Genomic DNA, 20,828 nt, shown 5'->3' with positions numbered 1-20,828 from the left:
GGGAGGGCTGGGGAGGGGTGGCTTCCAGCGTCGAACCATCCCCCAGCCGGTAGAATTCCCGGCACTCTTCACTGAAGTGGCGTTCCATGTCCCAGCGTGCATGGGTGGCGTCGGCCATCCGCAAGATCGAAGCCGATTTCAACCGTTCGGCCGATACCCACCTGATTCCCATCGACCTGCCCGGCTTCCCAGGCATCGATGTCTATCTGAAGGACGAATCCAGCCACCCGACCGGCAGCCTCAAGCACCGGCTCGCCCGCTCGCTGTTCCTGTACGCCTTGGCCAATGGCTGGCTGCGCGAAGGCTGCCCGGTGATCGAGGCTTCCAGTGGCTCCACGGCCGTGTCCGAGGCCTATTTCGCGCGCCTGCTGGGTCTGCCGTTCATCGCGGTGATCCCGGCCAGCACCTCGCCGGAAAAAATTGCCGCCATCGAATTCCACGGCGGCCGCTGCCACCTGGTGCAGCGCGCCTGCGACCTGAACTGCGAATCCGAACGGCTGGCGCGCGAAACCGGCGGCCACTTCATGGACCAGTTCACCTACGCCGAGCGCGCCACCGACTGGCGTGCCAACAACAACATCGCCGAGTCCATCTTCAAGCAGATGGCCGAGGAGCCGCATCCGGTGCCGGAATGGATCGTCTGCAGCCCCGGCACCGGCGGTACTGCCGCTACCCTGGGCCGCTACGTCAGCTATCGCCGCCACGACACCCGCATCCTCTGCGCGGACCCGGAGGTATCGATCTTCTACGACGGCTACTGCGCCGCGCTGGAGGGCCGCGATTGGCGCGAGATGACCTGCGAGGGTGGCTCGCGCGTGGAGGGCATCGGCCGCCCCCGCGTGGAGCGCAGCTTCATCCCCACCTGCGTTGATGCCATGGTCAAGGTCAGCGATGCGCTGAGCCTGGCGGCCATGCGTCATGTCAGCGCCACCCTGGGGCGCCGGGTCGGTGGCTCCACCGGCACCAATTTCATCGGCGTGCTGTACGCCGCCCAGCAGATGCGCGACGCCGGCCGTGATGGCTCCATCGTCACCATCCTGTGCGACCCGGGCGAGCGTTATGCGCACAGCTACTACAACCCGGAGTGGTACGTGCAGCAGGGCATCGACGTGGCCGGGGCCGACGCTGCGGTGGCTGCCGCCGTGGCCGGGCAGGGCCTGCCGGCGCTGCCTTGTGCCTGGCTGGAAGCGTCGCCATATCAAGGTTGATACCGGCATCGCCGGGCCTGTTTGAAGGATTGCCGTGACCACCGCCAACAACCCCCTGCTCGATTTCTCCGGCCTGCCGCGTTTCGACGCGATCCGGCCTGAACACATCACCCCGGCCATCGACGCCCTGCTGGCTGCGGCCGAGGCGGCGGTGAAAGCGGCTGAAACCGTGGCGCCGGTGAACTGGGAGAACTTCGTGGTGCCGCTGGACGATGCCACCGAGCGGCTGTACCGGGCCTGGGGCCAGGTCTCGCACCTGCAGGCGGTGGTCAATACGCCGGAGCTGCGCGAGGCCTACAACGCCAACCTGCCCAGGATCAGCCGCTTCGGCAGCGCGGTGGCACAGAACCCGGCGCTTTACGCGCAGTACAAGCAACTGGCCGCCGCGCCGGAAGCCGCCAATTACGACCCTGCCCGCAGCAAGACCCTGGGCAATGCCCTGCGTGATTTCCGCTTGGGCGGTGCCGAGTTGGACGAGGCCGGCAAGGACCGTTTCGCCCAGCTGCAGGAGGAACTGTCCGGGCTGCAGGCAAAGTTCTCGCAGAACGTGCTTGATGCCAGCGACGCCTTTGCGCTGTACGTGGACGATGAAGCGGAGCTGGGCGGGCTGCCCGCCGATGTGCTTGCGGCCGCCCGTGCCGCCGCGCAGAAGGACGAGCGCGCTGGCTACAAGCTGACCCTGCAGATGCCGTGCTACCTGCCGGTGCAGACCTATGCCGACAACCGTGCCCTGCGCGAGCAGCTGTACCACGCTCATGCCGTGCGCGCCTCGGAGTTCGGCGATGCGGCCTTGGACAATACCGGCAATATCGATCGCATCCTTGCAGTGCGTAACGAGCTGGCGGCGCTGCTGGGTTTCGACAACTACGCCGAATATTCCATCGCCACCAAGATGGCCAGCGATGCGCCGCAGGTGCTGGGTTTCCTGCGTGACCTCGCCAGCCGCGCCAAACCCTATGCGCAGCGCGACCGTGCCGAGCTGGAAGCCTTCGCTCATGACGAACTGGGCATGGACCAGCTGCAGGCCTGGGACCTGGCCTATGTGGCCGAAAAGCTCAAGCAGGCGCGCTACAGCTATTCCGAGCAGGAGGTGAAGCAGTACTTCACCGAGCCCAAGGTGCTGGCCGGCCTGTTTGGTGTGATCGAGCGCCTGTACGGGCTCAAGGTCGAGCAGGACAGCGCGCCGGTCTGGCACCCGGATGTGCGCTTCTACCGGTTGGTGGATGCCGATGGCACGCTGGTTGGCCAGTTCTACATGGACCTGTACGCGCGCGAAGGCAAGCGCGGCGGCGCGTGGATGGACGATTGCCGCAACCGCCGCGTTACTGCTGTTGGCGTGCAGACGCCGCTGGTCTACCTGGTGTGCAATTTCGGGCGCGGCAGTGACGGCAAGCCGGCCACCTTCAGCCATGACGAAGTGACCACGATCTTCCACGAGATGGGCCACGGCCTGCACCAGCTGCTGACCCGCATCGGCGAGTTGGCGGTTGCCGGCATCAACGGCGTGGAATGGGATGCCGTGGAGCTGCCCAGCCAGTTCATGGAGAACTTCTGCTGGGAGTGGCCGCAGGTGGAAGCGATGACGGCCCACGTCAGCACCGGTGCGGCGCTGCCGCGTCCGCTGTTCGACAAGATGCTGGCGGCCAGGAACTTCCAGAGCGGCATGTTCACCGTGCGTCAGCTGGAGTTCGGTCTGTTCGACATGTTGCTGCACAGCCAGTACGAGCCGGGCCAGGAAAGCGTGCTGCAGTTGCTGGAACGTGTGCGCGGCGAAGTGGCGGTGAACTTCCCGCCGGCCTGGAACCGCTTTGCCAACCAGTTCAGCCATATTTTCGCTGGCGGATACGCGGCCGGCTATTACAGCTACAAGTGGGCCGAAGTACTCAGTGCCGACGCCTACGCCGCCTTCGAGGAGGCCCCGGACGCGGTGGCCGAAACCGGTGCGCGTTTCCGCGACGAGGTGCTGTCGCGTGGCGGCAGTCGCAGTGCCGCTGAGAACTTCCGCGCCTTCCGTGGCCGCGATCCGCAGATCGACGCCTTGTTGCGGCATAACGGCATGGCTGCCTGAACACGAGCCGAGGCCGGGGCTGGTCAGCCGGGGCAATGAGGATCAAGCTTGGCGGTACGCAAGCCCAAGTTTGACGACATGCCCCGGCTAATCACCCGCATCGCAGCGTGCGCGGCCATCATCGGCGCGGTGCTGTGGTTCCAACCGCGCATCAACGAGCCCGCCGCCCAGGTCAGCAATGGCCTGAACCTGCGCAGCGCGCCGGATCAGCGTGCCGAGCGCCTGGCGGTATTGCCGGTAGGCACGACGGTGGAAGTGCAACGCTGCCTGGACGATCTGCAGTGGTGCAATGTGCGCGCAGACGGCAGGAGTGGCTGGGTGGCGGCGGATTATCTGATCGCCCGCAGTGATGGCAGGAAAGTCAGGCTGGCCGATGCCGGCAAGCAGATGGGCGTGGTGATCGAGACCGCCAAACCCGGCGGCTGACGCAACCCCTGTAGAGCCGAGCCACGCTCGGCTGGAGCGTTCCCGGTAAAGCCTCTGCCGAGCATGGCTCGGCACTACGCTCTGGCCCCCTCCCTTTTGCGCAGCAAAGGGGAGGGCCGGGGGAGGGGTAAGCTTTCGCAGCTCCTGTAGAGCCGAGCCATGCTCGGCTGGAGCGTTCCCGGTAAAGCCTCTGCCGAGCATGGCTCGGCACTACGCTCAAGCCCCCTCCCTTTTGCGCAGCAAAGGGGAGGGCCGGGGGAGAGGTAAGTTTTCGCAGCTCCTGTAGAGCCGAGCCACGCTCGGCTGGAGCGTTCCCGGTAAAGCCTCTGCCGAGCATGGCTCGGCACTACGCTCTGGCCCCCTCCCTTTTGCGCAGCAAAGGGAGGGCCGGGGGAGGGGTAAGCTTTCGCAGCACCTGTAGAGCCGAGCCATGCTCGGCTGGAGCCATCCCGGTAAAGCCTCTGCCGAGCATGGCTCGGCACTACGCTCTGGCCCCCTCCCTTTTGCGCGGAAAAGGGAGGGCCGGGGGAGGGGTAAGCTTTCGCAGCACCTGTAGAGCCGAGCCATGCTCGGCTGGAGCCATCCCGGTAAAGCCTCTGCCGAGCATAGCTCGGCACTACGCTGTTGCCCCTCCCTTTTGCGCAGCAAAGGGGAGGGCCGGGGAGGGGTAAGCTTTCGCAGCTCCTGTAGAGCCGAGCCATGCTCGGCTGGAGCGTTCCCGGTAAAGCCTCTGCCGAGCATGGCTCGGCACTACGCTCTGGCCCCCTCCCTTTTGCGCAGCAAAGGGGAGGGCCGGGGGAGGGGTAAGCTTCCGCAGCTCCTGTAGAGCCGAGCCACGCTCGGCTGGAGCATCCCCGCAATAGCCCTTGCCGAGCATGGCTCGGCACTACCGCTTATTTCTTGTTGGGCACTTCAAAGCCCAGCTTGTCCACCTGCTGCGGGTGCTGTGGCACGCGCTTGAGCTTGTCGGTGTTGACGTCGTACTTGTCACGCAGGCGGGTAGCCAGTTCGCGGTACAGCGCGGTGTCCATGTCCGGCTGGCGGGCGAAGATCCAGGCCATTTCACGGCCAGGGTAGCCAATCAGCGCCCAGGAATAATCCGGCGCCACCTCCAGCACCCGCGAGCGCGTCGGCACGATCTTGTAGAACCAGGTGCGCCAACGGCGGTTGCCGCTTTCCTGGTCCACCGATGCACGGATATCGATCTCTTCTTCCGGCTCGCTGAAGCCTTCGCGGTACTGGTAGCGGATGGCGACCTTGTTGTCGTCCTGCAGGGTATAGGTGTTGATGCTGGCAACATGCCCGCGCTCGATGAAGTTGGGCACGCGGCCAATCACATACCAGCGGCCCATGAAACGCTGCAGGTCGATCGGGCCCTCGGCGATTCCCTGCGTGGGCGTTGCTGCCGGTGCGTTGTCCTGGGCGAGGGCATTGGCCGCCGGCAGGGTAAGGCCCAGCAGCAGGGCGGACAGGAAGACAGGAATCAGTCGCATTACGGGGTGGGTCGCCTTGGTAGGTGATGACAGCATGTTCGACGGCCAGCGATGGGCGCGTCAATGGCAGATCGCAGTCCGTGAGATGGCCGCCGCCGAGCATGCAGTCCACCACAGCAATGTTGCCGGAGAACGTCATGGTCAAGCCGCTCGCATCGTCATCCCGCCGTAACGAACATGAAGCCCCTGATCCCCGTGTGCTGCGTTGCGTCAGGCAGGTGGCGCTGGCAGGCCTGGCGTTGGTGCTGGTGTGGCCGGCGGCGCGGGGTCACAGCCAGTGGATTGGTTGGATGCCGATGTGGTTGGTGGGTATGCCGCTTAGCGCATGGTGGGCGTTGTACCGCTTCCGCTTGCCGGCGGTCTGGCGCCAGCGCAAGACCTCACCTCGGCGTCGCGGGCCGCAGGCCAAGCGCCTCCGGCGTCCGGCCCGGGCGCGCTGGTCGCAGGCGGCCTGACCTTCGACACGTGGGGCAGGGGCGGGGCCTGTGCTAGCGTTCGCGGCCTATGACCGCATGGAGCCAACATGTCCCGACTCACCTCTGCCTGCCTCGTGGCAGGCCTGCTTTCCACCAGCCTGGCCGGTGCCGCCGTGGCCGCTGAAGATACCCAGGACAAGTACGCCTGGCTGGAAGACGTCACCGGCGACAAACAGCTGGGCTGGGTGAAGGAGCAGAACGCCAAGTCCGAAGGCCGCCTGGCCGTGACCCCGCAGTTCAAGGCGATGGAGGCCGGCATCCGCGAGGTGCTGGATTCGGACGCCAAGATCCCGGGCGTAGAGAAGATCGGCGACTACTACTACAACTTCTGGAAGGACCAGCAGCACGAGCGCGGCGTGTGGCGCCGCACCACGCTGGTGGAGTACCGCAAGGCCGAGCCGCTGTGGGAAACCGTGCTGGACCTGGACGCGCTGAACAAGGCCGAGGGTGAGAACTGGGTGTGGCACGGCGCCAACTGCCTGCGCCCGGAATACAACCGCTGCCTGATCGCGCTGTCGCGCGGCGGTGCCGATGCCGATGTCACCCGCGAGTTCGACATTTCCAAGAAGGACTGGATCAAGGATGGCTTCTTCCGTCCCGAGGCCAAGGGCGGCCTGGGCTGGATCGACCAGGACAACGTCTTCGTCTATACCGATTTCGGTGATGGCTCGATGACCACCTCCGGCTACCCGCGCGTGGTCAAGCGCTGGCAGCGCGGAACCCCCATCAGTGCCGCCACCACCGTGTACGAGGGCACGCCGGAGGACATGTACATCTCGGCGATGCACGATGACACGCCGGGCTTCGAGCGCAACTTCGTCAGCCGCACGATTGCCTTCTACAACAACGAACTGTTCCTGATCGGCGCCGACGGCAAGCTGACCAAGGTGGACGCGCCGAATTCGGCGGAGAAGGGCATCCGCCGCGAGTGGCTGACCCTGGAGCTGCGCGAGCCGTGGACCGTGGCTGGCAAGACCTACACCGCCGGCTCGCTGCTGGCGACGAAGTTTGATGATTTCATGGCCGGCAAGCGCGAGTTCGACGTGCTGTTCGCGCCCACCGATACCACCTCGCTGGCCGGCGCCACCTGGACCAAGTCGCACGTGGTGTTGAACGTACTGGACGACGTCAAGAACCGCCTGAAAGTGCTGACCCATGGCAAGGACGGCTGGGTGAGCAGTGATTTCACCGGCGCCCCGGCATTCGGCACCATTGGTGTCGGCGCGGTGGATGCGGACGAAAGTGACGCGGTGTGGATGACCGTCACCGACTACCTGACCCCGACCACGCTGTCGCTGGCCGAAATCGGCAAGCAGCCGGAAGTGCTCAAGACCATGCCGGCGTTCTTCGATGCCAGCGACAAGGTGATCGAGCAGCACTTCGCCACCAGCAAGGACGGCACTCGCGTGCCGTACTTCGTGGTGCACGACAAGGCGATGAAGCTGGACGGCTCCAACCCGACCCTGCTGTACGGCTACGGCGGCTTTGAAATCTCGCTGACCCCGGGCTATTCCGGCGGCATGGGCCGCGCCTGGCTGGACAAGGGTGGCGTGTACGTTGTGGCCAACATCCGTGGTGGTGGCGAGTACGGCCCGCGCTGGCACCAGGCGGCGCTGAAGCAGAACCGTCACAAGGCGTATGAGGACATGGCGGCGGTGGCGCAGGATCTGGTCACCCGCAAGATCACCTCGGCCAAGCACCTGGGCGTGCAGGGCGGCAGCAACGGCGGCCTGCTGACCGGCAATATGCTGACCCAGTACCCGGAGCTGTTCGGTGCGGTGGTGGTGCAGGTTCCGTTGCTGGACATGAAGCGTTACAGCCACCTGTTGGCCGGCGCCTCGTGGATGGCCGAGTACGGCAACCCGGACACGGCCGATTGGGACTTCATCAAGACCTTCTCGCCGTACCACCTGTTTGATCCGGCCAAGAGCTACCCGCCGGTGCTGTTCACCACCTCTACCCGCGATGACCGCGTCCACCCGGGCCACGCCCGCAAGATGGCGGCCAAGATGATCGATGCAGGCAAGGATGTGACCTACTACGAAAACATCGAAGGTGGCCACGGTGGTGCGGCGAACAATGCGCAGGCCGCGCATATGTCGGCACTGGCGTACAGCTTCCTGTGGGAGCAGCTGAGCAAGAAGTGATGCCTGGTTTGAAATGATGCAAAGCAAACGCCACCGAGAGGTGGCGTTTGTTTTTGCTTTTGTCTAAGCCCCTCTCCCCTGCGGGGTGAAAGAGGGGCGTTTACAAACCATCGGTTTGTGCCCCTGTTGAACGCACTTGCGCCAGCGCAAGGGCCGGGGCGCGGAGCGGGGGTTGGGGGGGAGGGCAGGACGGAGTCCTGATGGTGAATTGAGGTGGCTGCTTCCAAAGCGCAAAAGCGCAAAAGCGCAAAAGCGCCCCCCATCCGCCTCCGGCCACCTTCCCCCGCAAGCGGGAGAAGGGAGTAACAAAAGCCGAGCTAAAGCCAAGCAGATGCCAAAGCCAAAGCCAAAGCCAAAGCACCCCTCCCCAACCCTCCCCTTCGCCTGCGGCGAAAGGGAGGGCGTGCAAGCAAAGCATGCGTTCTGGGTTGCGCCTGCCGCTTGCGCTTGCGCTTCAGGCTGGAGTTCCCAGCTTCTGCTGTCGCTTCTACCCCCTCCCTTTCGCCATTGGCGAAGGGGAGGGTTGGGGAGGGGGGCTTTCAGTTTCTGATGCTTGGCTTCGCGCCTCTGGCTCTGGATTCTCAAACCACCCAATCACCCGGCAGTCATCAGCTTCCAGCTCTCCAGGCCACGCCCAATCCGCGTCACCGCCTCCTGCAAACGCCCGACGTCCTGCGTATAGGCAATCCGCACATGCTGGTTGGCCCGATAGTTGCCAAAATCCAGGCCGGGCGTAAATGCCACATGCTCGGTCTCCAGGAAATGCGCACAAAACGCCTGCGCATCCTCGGTAAACGCACTCACATCGCAGTACAGATAAAACGCACCCTGCGGTTCCACGTCAATGCGGAAGCCCAGTTCGCGCAGCGCTGGCAACAGATAATCCCGCCGCTGCCGGAACTGCTCGCGGCGCTGCTCGAAGATGGCGATCGTCTCCGGCTCGAAACACGCCAGCGCCGCATGCTGGGCCATCGACGGCGCGCTGATGTACAGGTTCTGCGCAAGCTTCTCCAGCTCCGGCACCGCGCGCTGCGGGGCGACCAGCCAGCCCAACCGCCAGCCGGTCATGCCGAAATACTTGGAGAAACTGTTCAGCACAAAGGCGTCGTCATCCACTTCCAGCACGCTGGGGGCGTCAAAACCGTAGGTCAGGCCGTGGTAGATCTCATCCACCACCAGATGCCCGCCACGCTGCTTCAAGGCGGTAGACAATCCAGCCAACTGCCCGGCATCGAGCGTGGTGCCGGTGGGATTGGCAGGCGAGGCCACCAGGGCCCCGACACTACCCGCATTCCAATGGGCCGCAATCGATTCAGGGGTCAGCTGGTAGCCGCTATCCGGCCCCACCGGCACCAGCTGCGCTGCACCCTCTACCAGCCGCAGGAAATGCCGGTTGCAGGGATAGCCCGGGTCGGCCAGCAGCCAGTGCTTGTCCGGGTCCACCAGCAGGCTGGAGGCCAGCAGCAACGCGCCCGAGCCGCCCGGGGTGACCAGAATCCGCTCCGGGTCGATATCCACGCCGTAACGCTGGCCGTAGAAGCCCGAGATCGCCTGGCGCAAGGCGGGCAGGCCACGGGCGGCGGTGTAACGGGTGTGGCCGGCGGCCAGGGCCGCCTGACCGGCGCGGATGATGGGCTCGGCGGTGGTGAAATCCGGCTCGCCGATCTCCAGATGGATCACATCGTGGCCTTGCTGTTCCAGCGCATTGGCGCGGGCCAGCAGCGACATGACGTGGAAGGGCGCGATTTCCTGGCTGCGACGGCTGTAGGGGGTGTGGGGCGTGTTCATGCCTGCATGATAGGCGGCGTGTATGGCAGCGGGGCAAGCGCCGGGCATGGCACACTGTGGGCTGTTGCACTGGATGCACCGTCCTTCTGCCGGAGCGCACACTGATGAAAGCCCCCCTTTGCCTGTTGGTTGCAAGCCTGATGATCACTACCGCCGCCGCTGCCCCCCTGCCCACCCCACCGGACGTCGAAAAACGCCCGCATACGGTGAGCGCGCCGTTTGGTGCGCAGCGCGAGGACGATTACTACTGGCTGCGGGATGACGAGCGCAAGGAGCCGGCGATGCTGGCCTACCTCAATGCCGAGAACGCCTATACCGACGCCCTGATGGCGCCGCTCAAGCCGTTGCAGGACAAGCTGTACGCCGAGATCGTCGGCCGCATCAAGCAGGACGATGCCAGCGTGCCCTACCGCGAGCGCGGCTACTGGTATTACACCCGTTACGAGACCGGCAAGGACTACCCCATCCACGCCCGCCGCAAGGGCGACATGCAGGCCCCGGAAGAGGTATTGCTGGATCTCAATACGCTGGCCGAAGGCAAGGGCTACTACGCCGTCAGCGACATGGACGTGAGCCGCGACAACCGCCTGCTGGCCTACGCCGAAGACGGCGTGGGCCGCCGCCAGTACACCATTCGCTTCAAGGACCTGGAGTCCGGCAAGCTGCTGGACGATGTGATTGAAGGCGTATCGGCCAACGTGGTGTGGGCTGACGACAACCGTACCCTGTTCTATGTCGAGAACGACCCGGAAACCCTGCTGACCGTACGCGTCAAGAAACACGTGCTCGGCACGCCCACCAGCACCGACGTGCTGGTCTACGAGGAGAAGGACGACAGCTTCTACATGGGCATCGGCCGTACCCGTGACGACCGCTACATCACCATCGGCGTGGACAGCACCGTGTCCTCCGAGCTGCGTTACACCTCTGCGGCCAATCCGGGCGAGTTCACCGTGCTGGCCAAGCGCGAGCGCGATGTGGAATACGATGCCGACCACTACAACGGTCAATGGGTGATCCGCACCAATGCCGACGGCGCCACCAACTTCAAGCTGGTCACCGCGCCGGAAGGCGCCACCAGCCGCAAGCAGTGGACGGATTGGGTGAAACACGATCCGCAGGTGCTGATCGAAGGCTTTGAACTGTTCGACGGCTACACCGCCATCGCAGAGCGCGCCGAAGCGCTGGAACGCGTGCGCCTGCTGTTTGCCGATGGCCGCAGCGAGTTCGTCAAGGCCGACGAGCCCGCCTACTCGATGGGCCTTTCGGTCAATGCCGAACCGGAAACCGAGTGGCTGCGCTACACCTACACCTCGCTGACCACCCCGGCCACCACCTACGAACTCAACGTCAAGACCGGCGAGCGCCGCCAGCTCAAGCAGCAGCCGGTGATCGGCTATGACCCGAGCAAGTATGAAACCGAGCGCGTGTGGGTAACCGCCCGTGATGGCGCGCGCATCCCGGTGTCGCTGGTCTACAAGAAGGGTTTCAAGAAAGACGGCACGGCCGCCCTCTACCAGTACGCCTACGGCAGCTACGGCATGTCGATGGACCCCGGTTTCAACCAGAGCGTGGTCAGCCTGCTGGACCGTGGCGTGGTCTATGCCATCGCGCATATCCGCGGCGGCCAGGAAATGGGCCGCAGTTGGTATGACAACGGCAAGCTGCTGCACAAGCAGAACACCTTCAATGACTTTGTCGACGTGACCCGCGCGCTGGTCGCACAGGGTTACGCCGCCAAGGACCGCGTGGCCGCGTCCGGTGGCAGTGCCGGCGGCCTGCTGATGGGCGCGGTGGCCAACCAGGCACCGGGCGACTACCGGGTGATGGTGGCGCAGGTGCCATTCGTCGACGTGGTCACCACCATGCTAGATGCCAGCATTCCGCTGACCACCAACGAATACGACGAGTGGGGCAACCCGGAGCAGAAGCCGTATTACGACTACATGCTCAAGTACTCGCCGTATGACAACGTCACCGCCCAGGCCTACCCGTCACTGTTCGTGGGCACGGGCCTGTGGGATTCGCAGGTGCAGTACTGGGAGCCGGCCAAGTGGGTGGCCAAGCTGCGTGACGTCAACACCGGTACCGCGCCGATCGTGTTCCGCACCAACATGGAAGCCGGCCACGGCGGCAAGTCCGGCCGCTTCCAGCGTTACAAGGAACAGGCCGAGTCCTTCGCCTTCGTGCTGTCGCAGCTGGGCGTCGCCGACTGAAACCCGGGTTGCCGTGATGTCCGATCCACCGCCGCCACCCGATCCACGCCCACCGCGCCTGCGCTGGGCGTGGTGGTTGTTGGCCTATGTGAGCCTGGGTGTGGGCATCATCGGCATCTTCGTGCCGGGGCTGCCCACCACCGTGTTCGTGCTGATTTCGGCATGGGCGGCCTCGCGCGGCTCCGAGCGGTTGCACCGCTGGCTGCTGCAGCACCCGCGTTTCGGCCCGGCCATCCGTGACTGGCAGGCCCACGGCGCGGTGAGCCGCAAGGGCAAGTGGATGGCCAGCCTGACCATGCTGGCCTGCGCCCTGATCACCCTGTGGTGCGTGCCCTTGGCCTGGGTCAAGTGGACCTCGATCAGCATCATGTCCTGCGTCTGCCTGTGGCTGTGGTTGCGCCCGCTGCCGCCGGGCGAACGCTGAACAGCGACCCCGTCGTTCGGACTTCATGGTCCAGTGGCTATACTCCGGGGATGAACAAGACGTCCCGTTTCCTGATTCTCATCCCGGCGGCCCTCCTGCTGCTGGGCCTTAGTGCCTGCGGCAACAAGGGCCCCCTGGTGATGCCGCAGAAGCCGGTGCCGATCGAAGAACAGGAAGTCACCCCGGAAGACCAACCCGCCGCCGATCCGGCCGCCGACAAGAAGGCGGACGAAGCCATTGACGATGCAACCGGTGGTGATGGCGTCAATGAGTAAGTCTGCAACAGGGCGCCTGCAGTTCAGCAAGATGCATGGCGCTGGTAATGATTTCGTGGTGTTGGACCTGCGTGATGGCAGCGCCCCGCCGGATGCGGCACAGGCCGCGTTGCTGGCTGACCGCCACCTGGGCGTGGGCTGTGACCAGATACTGACCATCGAGCCGCCGCGCAGCGAAGGCGCGGTGGCGTCCTACCGCATCTGGAACTCTGACGGCTCCACCTCGCAGCAATGTGGCAATGGCGCGCGCTGTGTGGCCGCCTGGCTGGTACGCGATGGCGCGGCACAGGGGGATGACTTCATCATCGACAGCCCCACCCGCACCCATGCCGTGCAGCGGCTGGCCAATGGCGAGTACGCCGTTGCGATGGGCTATCCCGAATTCGCGCCCGAACAGATTCCGCTGCTCGGCTACCCGCGTGCCCGCGAGGAATACATGACCTCGCTGCAGGGCGAGAACGTGCGCTTCGGCGCCGTGTCGATGGGCAACCCGCATGCCGTGCTGGAAGTGGGCCTGATCGACGCCGCCCCGCTGGAGCGCATCGGTCCGCTGCTGCAGCAGAGCCCTTCCTTCCCGGAATCGGTGAATGTCGGTTTTGCCCAGGTGCTGGATGCCGGCCATGCCCGCCTGCGCGTGTATGAGCGCGGCGTGGGCGAGACCCTGGCCTGCGGCAGCGGTGCCTGTGCCGCCGCCGTGGTATTGATGCAGCGTGGCCGCCTGCAGCGTGATGCCCGCATCTCGCTGCCCGGTGGCGATCTGCGCATCCAATGGCCGGCCGACGACGCGCAGATCGTGATGTCCGGCCCGGCAGCATTCGTATTCGACGGAGAGTGGATGGGATGAACGACACAGTCGAGAAGATCGGTGCACACGAGGTTGCGGCCTGGCTGCGGCGTCACCCGGGTTTCCTCAAGCAATTCCCCGACCTGGCATTGACCCTGGTGGTGCCGCGCGACGACGGCCCCACCGCCTCGCTCGCCAGCTACCAGCTGGAAGTGCTGCGCGACAAGAACCGCGAGCTGTCGCGGCGCTTGGCTGACCTCGGCGCCAACGCGCAGATCAACGAACGCCTGGCCGTGCGTACCCACCAGCTGACCCTGGCGCTGATGCGCCAGACCAGCGCCGCCGACACCCTGCGCGCGATGGCCGCCTCGCTGGAAGAGGATTTTGCCGGCGACCTGGTGCGCATCGTCTCCTTCGACGAGGTGCCGGAGTTGGCCGAAGCCCCGTGGCTGCAGGTCATCGCCAAGGACGACCAGCAACTGGCTGCATTCCACGATTGCCTGCAGGACGGCGAGCCGATCTGCGGCCGCCTGCAGCAGGAAAAGAACGTGGTGCTGTACGGCGAGCGCGTCAACGAGGTGTCTTCCACCGCCTTGCTGCCGCTGCCGGGCGTTGGCCTGATCGCCGTGGGCAGCTACGACCCCAACCGCTTCTACCCCGGCATGGGCACGCTGTTCCTGCGCATGATGGGCGAATCGCTGGTGGCGGGCCTGCAGCGCTTCCGCAGCGCCTGAGTGGAGTAGTGCGGCGATGAACGCCGTCCAGGCTTTTCTGTCCTACCTGCAGGTGGAGCGCCGCATGTCGGCGCATACGCTGGACGCTTACCAGCGCGATCTGGCTGCGCTCACCCAATGGTGTGACGCCCAGGGCATCAACGAACCGCAGGCGCTGCATGGCGATCAGTTACGCGAGTTCATCGCCAGCGAGCACCGCCGTGGCCTATCGGCCAAAAGCCTGCAGCGGCGCCTGTCGGCCTGCCGCAGTTTCTACGCCTGGCTGCTGAAGAACAACGTCATCGACAACAGCCCCGCCGCCGGCCTGCGCGCACCCAAGGCACCGCGCAAGCTGCCGCAGGTGCTGGACGCTGACGAAGCCGTGCAACTGGTCGAACTGCCCACCGACGCACCACTGGGCCTGCGCGACCGCGCGCTGCTGGAACTGTTTTATTCCTCGGGCCTGCGTCTGAGCGAACTGTGCGCCATGCGCTGGCGCGACCTCGATACCGCCAGCGGCATCGTGCTGGTACACGGTAAAGGCAACCGCGAACGCACCGTGCCGGTCGGCTCGCATGCAATGAACGCATTGCAGGAGTGGCGCAAGGAAAGCGGCGGCACGGGCGAGAAGCCGGTATTCCCGGGGCGCAGCGGCGGCCCCATCAGCCAACGCGCCGTGCAGATCCGCATCAAACAACTGGCGCAACGGCAGGGGCTGTTCAAGAACGTGCACCCGCATATGCTGCGGCACAGTTTCGCCAGCCATATCCTGGAATCCTCAGGCGACCTGCGTGGCGTGCAGGAACTGCTGGGGCATGCGGATATCGCGACCACGCAGATCTATACGCATCTGGATTTCCAGCATCTGGCCAAGGTTTATGATGCTGCGCATCCCAGGGCCAAGCGTAAGAGTTGAGTCTGGTTGTTTGGGTGGTGTCTTGCGACCCGAAGTGGGCGTTGGCGTGGTTGAGCCTATCGCCGGGTGCGGTTGTACGTCGGCTTGTTAGGCGGAAACAGCCGCCCTAAGATCGAGATGTACCAAGGGAACTTCCGTAAGAGGCTTTGCGGATGAGCCATATTGGCGGACTCATGGGTTCGTCCATCAGGTATCTTGACCTTAAGGAGAAGCTTCCGTGGCCGATGGGTTTTCGGAGATTCACGAGCGCGTTACGGCTGGAAGGCTCCTGTCGCTTGTTGCGACACACGTAAGTCAGCAAATGGGCTCGTTTGGCACATGGCTGCTTGTTGGCGTTGGTGCCACGTATTCCTTGGTGCTCGCCAACCTTGCTTCGGTACAGCAGTTTGTGTCGCTTGGGTCGGTTCGGTCAGGTCTGCTTCTGCTGCTCACGGCAGTCGTACTGGGCGTGCTACAACGTTGGCTTGGGGCTATCGTTGGTGCAAGTTCTGCTGCTGCGGAAAAAGCTGACAAGATTGGCCGTGATCTCGCGGATCACGACATAAACCTCGATTTCCAAGTCTTGTTTCGTGAAATGGAGCGTGGCACGTACTATCCAGCCAAGTGGATCGTAAAGCCGCCTCCGGCCGCATGAGCGCCGGCATCGCTCAAATCCAAAGCTTTTTGGTTCTTGCGCAGGTTGCGGTTGCGATCGCAGCCATAGCGACTATCGCTTGCGGCGTTAAGGTCTAGCAACTCATTCAAACCGAACCCGGTCCCCGGTTTGCATAATTCAGGTGTTGGACACAGCATGAAAAAATACTCGGCCATTGGAAGGGTGCTTGTACTGCTTCTTGCAGCATTCGGGTCGAACTCGTGCGTCGGTACGACAACGCCGACTCCGGGATCGCCGCAAGAGCTGCTGGCCACTGTTTCGAAGTCAAACGTCCGTGACTATTGGACAAATGACTTTGGCCGGGAAAAGCGGAGTGGTGGTTATTCCGTAATTGTGCCTGTCGAGAGTGCGGAGAAGCTCCTTAAATCTATCCGGAGACAAGTGCCCTCTGGCTACGTCGCTTTTATTGGAACAACCAATAACCTCGATGACCCCAGGATCAACGGCGCTGAACTTGTCCTGGCGCCGGGTCAAAACCAGTTTGACATCGTGCGCTTGGCGGCTACGAATGCTGTCAACTATGACAAGACCACCGATCAGATCATTGAGGAGCTGAGAGGGTGGGACGCTCAATTCGGGATTGATATCTGGCAAGCTGAGACTGACACCGTTCAACTCAAGCTTAAGTCCATTCCAGCGGACCTTCCAGAATTCTCCCAAGAGCTTTACGAATTCTGCCCAGATATCGTAGACCAAGGGGTCGGTGACATTGAGTCACTTCAGGTGGCGGTCAAACAGGAAGGGGCGATCTTCCTTTGGTGGGACTAGTCGCGTGGTGCCTACCTGCAGAGGAAAGCCATCTCGTGGGTGGGCCTGATAGTCTGCTTTGAATGACGGCTTCTAGTCGAAATCGACCACGAAAGAATTAGCTTTCCGGCCACACAAGCGAACGGTGGATCTGCGCGCCAGCCCAGGCGCCGTCGGCGACGGCGAGAGAGACCGAGTGTGGGACGCGTGCAGCATCGCCGCAGGCGAAAACGCCGGAGATGCTGGATTCCTTGGTTTCGCTGGTCTGGATCTGCGTTCCCATCAGGGTCTCGGTCAGTGCGCAGCCCAGGTCTTTCGCGATGGAGGTGGAGGGCGCGTTCGTTGGAGCGGTGAACAGACCCGCAAAACTCAGGCGCCTACCATCGGCCAGCGACACGTCCGCATCCGCTTCAATCCTGTCGATGCGGGTGTCCTCTACGGTTACGCCGCGCGCCGTCAGGTCCTGCAGCAAGGCTTCGTCCAGTGCCACCACTCCATTGGTGAGGAAGGTCACCGATCCCCATTCCGGCAGCAGCTGCGCCTGGTGGATGGACATGGGTCCGGCGGCGATCACGCCGATACGCCCTTGCTGCAGCTCGTAGCCATGGCAGTAGGGGCAATGAAAGACGCTGGTTCCCCATCGCTCAGCCAAGCCGGACACAGCCGGTAAGGTGTCAGAAACGCCTATCGCCAGAAGCAACCGGCGGGCAGCATGGGTTTCGCCTGCCGCGCACCGGACGATGAAAGCATCACGGGATCCCGATGCTTCCACCACAAGGTCATCCACCCATGACAACGTGGGGTACGCCTGTAGTTGCGCTCGCGCTGTGCTGGCGATGACCGCTGGATCAGTCCCGTCCTGGGTCAGGAATCCATGCGAATGAGAGGCGGCCCTGTTACGCCGCTTGCCTGCATCGATGATCAGCACGCTGCGTCGCGCGCGCACAAGCTGCAGCGCGGCAGCCATGCCTGCATAGCTGCCACCGATCACTATGACATCGTAGGTTTTCATGAGGTCGCCTTCTGTATGTGTGCCTTGTGCCGGCGTGCGAAGTCCGCTGCCAGGTCTCCCAGCGATACCGAGGCAAAGCGCGCAAGGAGCAGGGCTTCGGCTTGCTGGAACGTGTCATCCAGGGCGGCGTTGACGGCCTGCTCGACCAGGCAGGCGGGGTCTTCGTGCCGGTTGCCCATGGCGAACAGGGCCGGCTCGCCCAGCGCCTCATGCAGTTGCAGCAGGCTGACCTTGGCGAGGTCGGCTTTGATATGCCAACCGCCTGAGTGTCCCCGCGCGGAAGCAACAAGCCCTGCCTCGCGGAGCAGCCCCATTGTTCGCCGGACGACGACGGGGTTGGTGCCCAGGCATAGCGCAAGCTCGTCGGAGGTCATTGGTTCGTTGCGCTCGGCCATGTGCAGCAGGGCGTGGAGAACCGCGGAGAGTCGACTGTCCTTTTTCATGTAACAAATGATGTTACGTATTCGGGCGCGGGTCATTACCGGCCGAGGCTGCTGGCCGCGCAGCAGCGGGCAGGTCGGGTCAGCTGTGTGCCGACAGGATGAAGGCGGCCGGTGGTCGCGCAGTTGCGCGCAGCGCGCCACGCGGGGTTTGCTTGATCTGCATCAAGGTGGGCCTTGTCTCCGTGGCGCATGGTGGCAGCCATGACGTGGAGGTTGGTGCGATGGCAAAGCCTTTCCCTTTGAATCCGAAACACCCCGAGCGGATCTGCTGGGGGTGTGACAGATACTGCGCAACCGATGCGCTGGCCTGCGGCAATGGCTCGGGGCGCACCCAGCACCCCGTGGAGTACCAAGGGGAGGATTGGTATGTGGCTTGGGGAATCGAGCCGGAGCCGGGGCGGCCAGGAAGGGCGGCGCTGCAGAAATTGTAGAAGCATGGTGAACCAGCGAAGCCTGCTTGGCCGGAATCTGGTTGAGCCTGCCATCCGGTGTCGTGCTGGTTTCGTGGTTTGTTCCGTTCCTGTGAGCTTGGGTGCATCGGGAGCCGCTACCGGGCATGGCTGCGCACCACCGCGGTTTTTCTGAACGGTGGCTGTCGCTGGCCGGGGAGGGGGGAGCCTTGATCGCGGCGCTGACCGGCCCCATTACCGGTGAACAGTATTCCGGAGGCCGTATGGACCCCAGTCAGAACCCGAATGTTTTTCATGCCACCACCATCTGCTGCGTGCGTCGCGGCGAACACGTGGCGATTGCTGGCGATGGTCAGGTCACCCTGGGGCATACGGTGATGAAGGGCAATGCGCGCAAGGTGCGCCGCCTGGGCCGTGATGGCCAGGTGCTGGCGGGTTTTGCGGGTGCAGCCGCCGATGCGTTCACCCTGTTCGAGCTGTTCGAAGCCAAGCTTGAAAAGCATGGTCAGCTGACCCGCGCGGCAGTGGAGCTGGCCAAGGATTGGCGCACCGATCGCCGCTACGGCAAGCTCGAAGCACTGCTGGCCGTGGCCGACAAGGAAACCTCGCTGATCATCAGCGGCACCGGTGACGTGATCGAGCCGGAAGACGGCATTATCGCCATTGGCTCCGGCGGCTCCTATGCGCTCAGCGCTGCCCGTGCGCTGCTCAAGCACACCGAGCTGGATGCCCGTGGCGTGGCCACCGAGGCGATCAATATCGCCGGCGGCATCTGCATCTACACCAACACCAACGTAGTGGTGGAAGAGCTCTGAGCTCTTCGGCCATCAACTGCGAGCACCCCATGAACCACAAGATCGAAGTTTCCTCCGCCACCATGACTCCGCGCGAGATCGTGCAGGAGCTGGACCGCCACATCGTTGGCCAGCACGACGCCAAGCGTGCGGTCGCCATCGCGTTGCGCAACCGCTGGCGCCGCATGCAGCTGCCGACCGAACTGCGCAACGAGGTGATGCCGAAGAACATCCTGATGATCGGCCCCACCGGCGTCGGCAAGACCGAAATCGCCCGTCGCCTGGCCACGCTGGCCAATGCACCCTTCGTCAAGGTTGAAGCCACGCGTTTTACCGAGGTGGGCTACGTAGGCAAGGACGTTGAGCAGATCATCCGTGACCTGGCCGACACCGCGGTGAAGCTGTACCGCGAGCAGGCCAAGGTGCGTGTGCGCACCCGTGCCGAGGAAAAGGCTGAAGATCGCATCCTCGATGCCTTGCTGCCGCGTCGTAGTGTTGGCATCGGCTTTGATGCCGAAGCCGCGCGCAATGAACCCTCGGCAGCCGACAACGAAACCCGCATCAAGTTCCGCCGCATGCTGCGTGCCGGCGAGCTGGACGAGCGCGAGATCGAGCTGGAAGTGGCTGCCAACGTCAGCATGGACATCATGACCCCGCCGGGCATGGAGGAGATGGGCCAGCAGCTGAAGTCGATGTTCGCCAACCTGGGTAGTGCCAAGTCCAACAAGCGTACGTTGAGTATCAAGGCAGCGCGCCCGCTGTTGATCGAGGAAGAGGCCGGCAAGCTGGTCAACGAGGACGATGTACGCACCGCCGCGATCGAAGCCTGCGAGCAGCACGGTATCGTCTTCATTGACGAGATCGACAAGGTGGCCAAGCGCAGTGACGCCGGTTCGTCCGGCGGCGATGTGTCGCGCGAAGGCGTGCAGCGCGATCTGCTGCCGCTGGTGGAAGGTTCCAATGTGTCGACCAAGTACGGCACGGTTAAGACTGACCATATCCTGTTCATTGCATCGGGTGCCTTCCATCTGGCCAAGCCCAGTGATCTGATTCCGGAGCTGCAGGGTCGTTTCCCGATCCGTGTGGAACTGGGGGCACTGAGCAAGCAGGATTTCGTGCGCATCCTGACCGAGCCGAAGGCGGCGTTGACCAAGCAGTACGAGGCTTTGCTGGCCACTGAGGGTGTCAAGATCGAGTTCACCACCGAGGCGGTGGATCGTCTGGCGGAGATTGCGTTCCAGGTCAACGAGCGCCAGGAAAACATTGGTGCGCGACGTCTGCACACGGTGCTGGAGCGTTTGCTGGATACCTTGAGCTACGAGGCGCCGGACCGTGATGGTGACAGCATCGCCATTGACGCGGCGTATGTGGACAAGCACCTGGGTCAGTTGGTGCAGGATCCGGATCTGAGTCGTTACATCCTGTAATTGCGATGGGTTTGGGTTTGGAAAGCGGCGGCACTTTGGTGCCGCCGTTTTTTTGTGGGCGGATTTAGGGGTGTTGGTGGAGGACCCTGCCGAGCATGGCTCGGCACTACAGCGGTGGCTGTGCGCTTTAGCCCTCCCTTTGCCGCAGGCAAGGGGAGGGTTGGGAGGGGGGCTTTGCTGCTGGTGTTGCGGGTAGAGCGTCTGCCGAGCATGGCTCGGCACTACAGCGGTGGCTGTGCGCTTTAGCCCTCCCTTTGCCGCAGGCAAGGGGAGGGTTGGGAGGGGTGCTTTGCTGTTGGTGTTGCGGGTAGAGCCCTTGCCGAGCATGGCTCGGCACTACAGCGATGGCTGCGCGCTTGAGCCCTCCCTTTGCCGTAGGCAAGGGGAGGGTTGGGAGGGGTGCTTT

20 protein-coding genes are annotated in these 20,828 nt (G+C 63.9%); 16 read left to right on the top strand and 4 right to left on the bottom strand.

What is annotated here, in order from left to right; translation table 11 throughout:
- Positions 1-86 precede the first annotated feature (86 nt).
- From B2527_RS18565 to B2527_RS18555, 3 genes are all read left to right on the top strand, one after another.
- Positions 87-1,208, top strand: a complete 1,122-nt coding sequence (locus B2527_RS18565; protein ID WP_293717029.1) for a PLP-dependent cysteine synthase family protein — start codon at positions 87-89, stop codon at positions 1,206-1,208.
- A 34-nt stretch (positions 1,209-1,242) separates the two neighbouring features.
- On the top strand, positions 1,243-3,276 hold the full coding sequence (locus B2527_RS18560; protein WP_293717027.1) for a M3 family metallopeptidase: 2,034 nt from the start codon (positions 1,243-1,245) through the stop codon (positions 3,274-3,276).
- 78 nt (positions 3,277-3,354) lie between these two features.
- Positions 3,355-3,702, top strand: coding sequence for an SH3 domain-containing protein (locus B2527_RS18555; RefSeq protein WP_293717025.1), 348 nt, complete (start codon positions 3,355-3,357; stop codon positions 3,700-3,702).
- A gap of 893 nt (positions 3,703-4,595) precedes the next feature.
- Here B2527_RS18555 and B2527_RS18550 read toward each other — a convergent pair.
- A complete protein-coding gene (locus tag B2527_RS18550) occupies positions 4,596-5,195 on the bottom strand; it encodes a lipocalin family protein (RefSeq protein WP_293717023.1) in 600 nt (199 codons plus the stop codon).
- A gap of 137 nt (positions 5,196-5,332) precedes the next feature.
- Between B2527_RS18550 and B2527_RS18545 the strand changes: the two genes are divergently transcribed.
- Together B2527_RS18545 and B2527_RS18540 are read left to right on the top strand one after the other, a co-directional pair.
- A complete protein-coding gene (locus tag B2527_RS18545) occupies positions 5,333-5,650 on the top strand; it encodes a hypothetical protein (RefSeq protein WP_293717021.1) in 318 nt (105 codons plus the stop codon).
- Between the two features lie 68 nt (positions 5,651-5,718).
- Complete coding sequence (locus B2527_RS18540) at positions 5,719-7,818, top strand: prolyl oligopeptidase family serine peptidase (RefSeq protein WP_293717019.1); 2,100 nt, start codon at positions 5,719-5,721, stop codon at positions 7,816-7,818.
- Positions 7,819-8,412: 594 nt separating this feature from the next.
- Here B2527_RS18540 and B2527_RS18535 read toward each other — a convergent pair.
- A complete protein-coding gene (locus B2527_RS18535) occupies positions 8,413-9,606 on the bottom strand; it encodes a pyridoxal phosphate-dependent aminotransferase (protein WP_293717017.1) in 1,194 nt (397 codons plus the stop codon).
- A gap of 104 nt (positions 9,607-9,710) precedes the next feature.
- Between B2527_RS18535 and B2527_RS18530 the strand changes: the two genes are divergently transcribed.
- From B2527_RS18530 to B2527_RS18495, 8 genes are all read left to right on the top strand, one after another.
- Positions 9,711-11,822: a S9 family peptidase gene (locus tag B2527_RS18530; protein ID WP_293717015.1), complete on the top strand. Its 2,112-nt coding sequence runs from the start codon at positions 9,711-9,713 to the stop codon at positions 11,820-11,822.
- Between the two features lie 16 nt (positions 11,823-11,838).
- Positions 11,839-12,246, top strand: coding sequence for a YbaN family protein (locus B2527_RS18525; RefSeq protein WP_293717013.1), 408 nt, complete (start codon positions 11,839-11,841; stop codon positions 12,244-12,246).
- A 50-nt stretch (positions 12,247-12,296) separates the two neighbouring features.
- Positions 12,297-12,521, top strand: coding sequence for an LPS translocon maturation chaperone LptM (gene lptM, locus B2527_RS18520; protein WP_293717011.1), 225 nt, complete (start codon positions 12,297-12,299; stop codon positions 12,519-12,521).
- On the top strand, positions 12,514-13,365 hold the full coding sequence (gene dapF / locus B2527_RS18515) for a diaminopimelate epimerase (protein ID WP_293717009.1): 852 nt from the start codon (positions 12,514-12,516) through the stop codon (positions 13,363-13,365). The genes lptM and dapF overlap by 8 nt, the downstream gene beginning before the upstream one ends.
- A complete protein-coding gene (locus B2527_RS18510) occupies positions 13,362-14,039 on the top strand; it encodes a DUF484 family protein (protein ID WP_293717007.1) in 678 nt (225 codons plus the stop codon). Before dapF ends, B2527_RS18510 begins: the two co-directional genes overlap by 4 nt.
- Positions 14,040-14,055: 16 nt before the next feature.
- A complete protein-coding gene (gene xerC, locus B2527_RS18505; protein ID WP_293717005.1) occupies positions 14,056-14,934 on the top strand; it encodes a tyrosine recombinase XerC in 879 nt (292 codons plus the stop codon).
- Between the two features lie 217 nt (positions 14,935-15,151).
- Positions 15,152-15,568 (top strand): hypothetical protein, encoded by a 417-nt coding sequence (locus B2527_RS18500; protein WP_293717003.1) that lies wholly within the window; start codon positions 15,152-15,154, stop codon positions 15,566-15,568.
- Between the two features lie 156 nt (positions 15,569-15,724).
- On the top strand, positions 15,725-16,357 hold the full coding sequence (locus B2527_RS18495) for a DUF4253 domain-containing protein (protein ID WP_293717002.1): 633 nt from the start codon (positions 15,725-15,727) through the stop codon (positions 16,355-16,357).
- 97 nt (positions 16,358-16,454) lie between these two features.
- On the opposite strand, the gene B2527_RS18490 is transcribed toward B2527_RS18495, so the two are convergent.
- A complete protein-coding gene (locus B2527_RS18490) occupies positions 16,455-17,348 on the bottom strand; it encodes an NAD(P)/FAD-dependent oxidoreductase (RefSeq protein WP_293717000.1) in 894 nt (297 codons plus the stop codon).
- Positions 17,345-17,791, bottom strand: coding sequence for an RrF2 family transcriptional regulator (locus B2527_RS18485; RefSeq protein ID WP_293716998.1), 447 nt, complete (start codon positions 17,789-17,791; stop codon positions 17,345-17,347). The genes B2527_RS18490 and B2527_RS18485 overlap by 4 nt, the downstream gene beginning before the upstream one ends.
- A 98-nt stretch (positions 17,792-17,889) precedes the next feature.
- On the opposite strand from B2527_RS18485, the gene B2527_RS19545 reads away from it, so the two are divergent.
- The 3 genes from B2527_RS19545 (at position 17,890) to hslU (ending at position 20,422) form a co-directional block, all read left to right on the top strand.
- A complete protein-coding gene (locus B2527_RS19545; protein WP_343124773.1) occupies positions 17,890-18,222 on the top strand; it encodes a DUF3079 domain-containing protein in 333 nt (110 codons plus the stop codon).
- A gap of 242 nt (positions 18,223-18,464) precedes the next feature.
- Positions 18,465-19,016, top strand: coding sequence for an ATP-dependent protease subunit HslV (gene hslV / locus B2527_RS18475; RefSeq protein WP_293716996.1), 552 nt, complete (start codon positions 18,465-18,467; stop codon positions 19,014-19,016).
- Between the two features lie 29 nt (positions 19,017-19,045).
- Positions 19,046-20,422 (top strand): ATP-dependent protease ATPase subunit HslU, encoded by a 1,377-nt coding sequence (hslU, locus tag B2527_RS18470; protein ID WP_293716994.1) that lies wholly within the window; start codon positions 19,046-19,048, stop codon positions 20,420-20,422.
- The last annotated feature ends 406 nt before the right edge of the window (positions 20,423-20,828 follow it).

The organism is Stenotrophomonas sp. UBA7606, from assembly GCF_002477705.1.
Taxonomy (GTDB): domain Bacteria; phylum Pseudomonadota; class Gammaproteobacteria; order Xanthomonadales; family Xanthomonadaceae; genus Stenotrophomonas.
This window is presented reverse-complemented; position numbering and strand designations above follow the sequence as displayed.

Coding starts and splice junctions, on each gene's coding strand:
- B2527_RS18535 (WP_293717017.1), bottom strand. CDS start 9,606: ATGAACACGCCCCACACCCCCTACAGCCGTCGCAGCCAGGAAATCGCG.
- hslU (WP_293716994.1), top strand. CDS start 19,046: ATGAACCACAAGATCGAAGTTTCCTCCGCCACCATGACTCCGCGCGAG.
- B2527_RS18530 (WP_293717015.1), top strand. CDS start 9,711: ATGAAAGCCCCCCTTTGCCTGTTGGTTGCAAGCCTGATGATCACTACC.
- B2527_RS18540 (WP_293717019.1), top strand. CDS start 5,719: ATGTCCCGACTCACCTCTGCCTGCCTCGTGGCAGGCCTGCTTTCCACC.
- dapF (WP_293717009.1), top strand. CDS start 12,514: ATGAGTAAGTCTGCAACAGGGCGCCTGCAGTTCAGCAAGATGCATGGC.
- B2527_RS18490 (WP_293717000.1), bottom strand. CDS start 17,348: ATGAAAACCTACGATGTCATAGTGATCGGTGGCAGCTATGCAGGCATG.
- xerC (WP_293717005.1), top strand. CDS start 14,056: ATGAACGCCGTCCAGGCTTTTCTGTCCTACCTGCAGGTGGAGCGCCGC.
- B2527_RS18545 (WP_293717021.1), top strand. CDS start 5,333: ATGGTCAAGCCGCTCGCATCGTCATCCCGCCGTAACGAACATGAAGCC.
- B2527_RS18495 (WP_293717002.1), top strand. CDS start 15,725: ATGAAAAAATACTCGGCCATTGGAAGGGTGCTTGTACTGCTTCTTGCA.
- B2527_RS18555 (WP_293717025.1), top strand. CDS start 3,355: ATGCCCCGGCTAATCACCCGCATCGCAGCGTGCGCGGCCATCATCGGC.
- B2527_RS18550 (WP_293717023.1), bottom strand. CDS start 5,195: ATGCGACTGATTCCTGTCTTCCTGTCCGCCCTGCTGCTGGGCCTTACC.
- lptM (WP_293717011.1), top strand. CDS start 12,297: ATGAACAAGACGTCCCGTTTCCTGATTCTCATCCCGGCGGCCCTCCTG.
- B2527_RS18510 (WP_293717007.1), top strand. CDS start 13,362: ATGAACGACACAGTCGAGAAGATCGGTGCACACGAGGTTGCGGCCTGG.
- hslV (WP_293716996.1), top strand. CDS start 18,465: ATGGACCCCAGTCAGAACCCGAATGTTTTTCATGCCACCACCATCTGC.
- B2527_RS19545 (WP_343124773.1), top strand. CDS start 17,890: ATGAAGGCGGCCGGTGGTCGCGCAGTTGCGCGCAGCGCGCCACGCGGG.
- B2527_RS18525 (WP_293717013.1), top strand. CDS start 11,839: ATGTCCGATCCACCGCCGCCACCCGATCCACGCCCACCGCGCCTGCGC.
- B2527_RS18485 (WP_293716998.1), bottom strand. CDS start 17,791: ATGAAAAAGGACAGTCGACTCTCCGCGGTTCTCCACGCCCTGCTGCAC.
- B2527_RS18565 (WP_293717029.1), top strand. CDS start 87: ATGTCCCAGCGTGCATGGGTGGCGTCGGCCATCCGCAAGATCGAAGCC.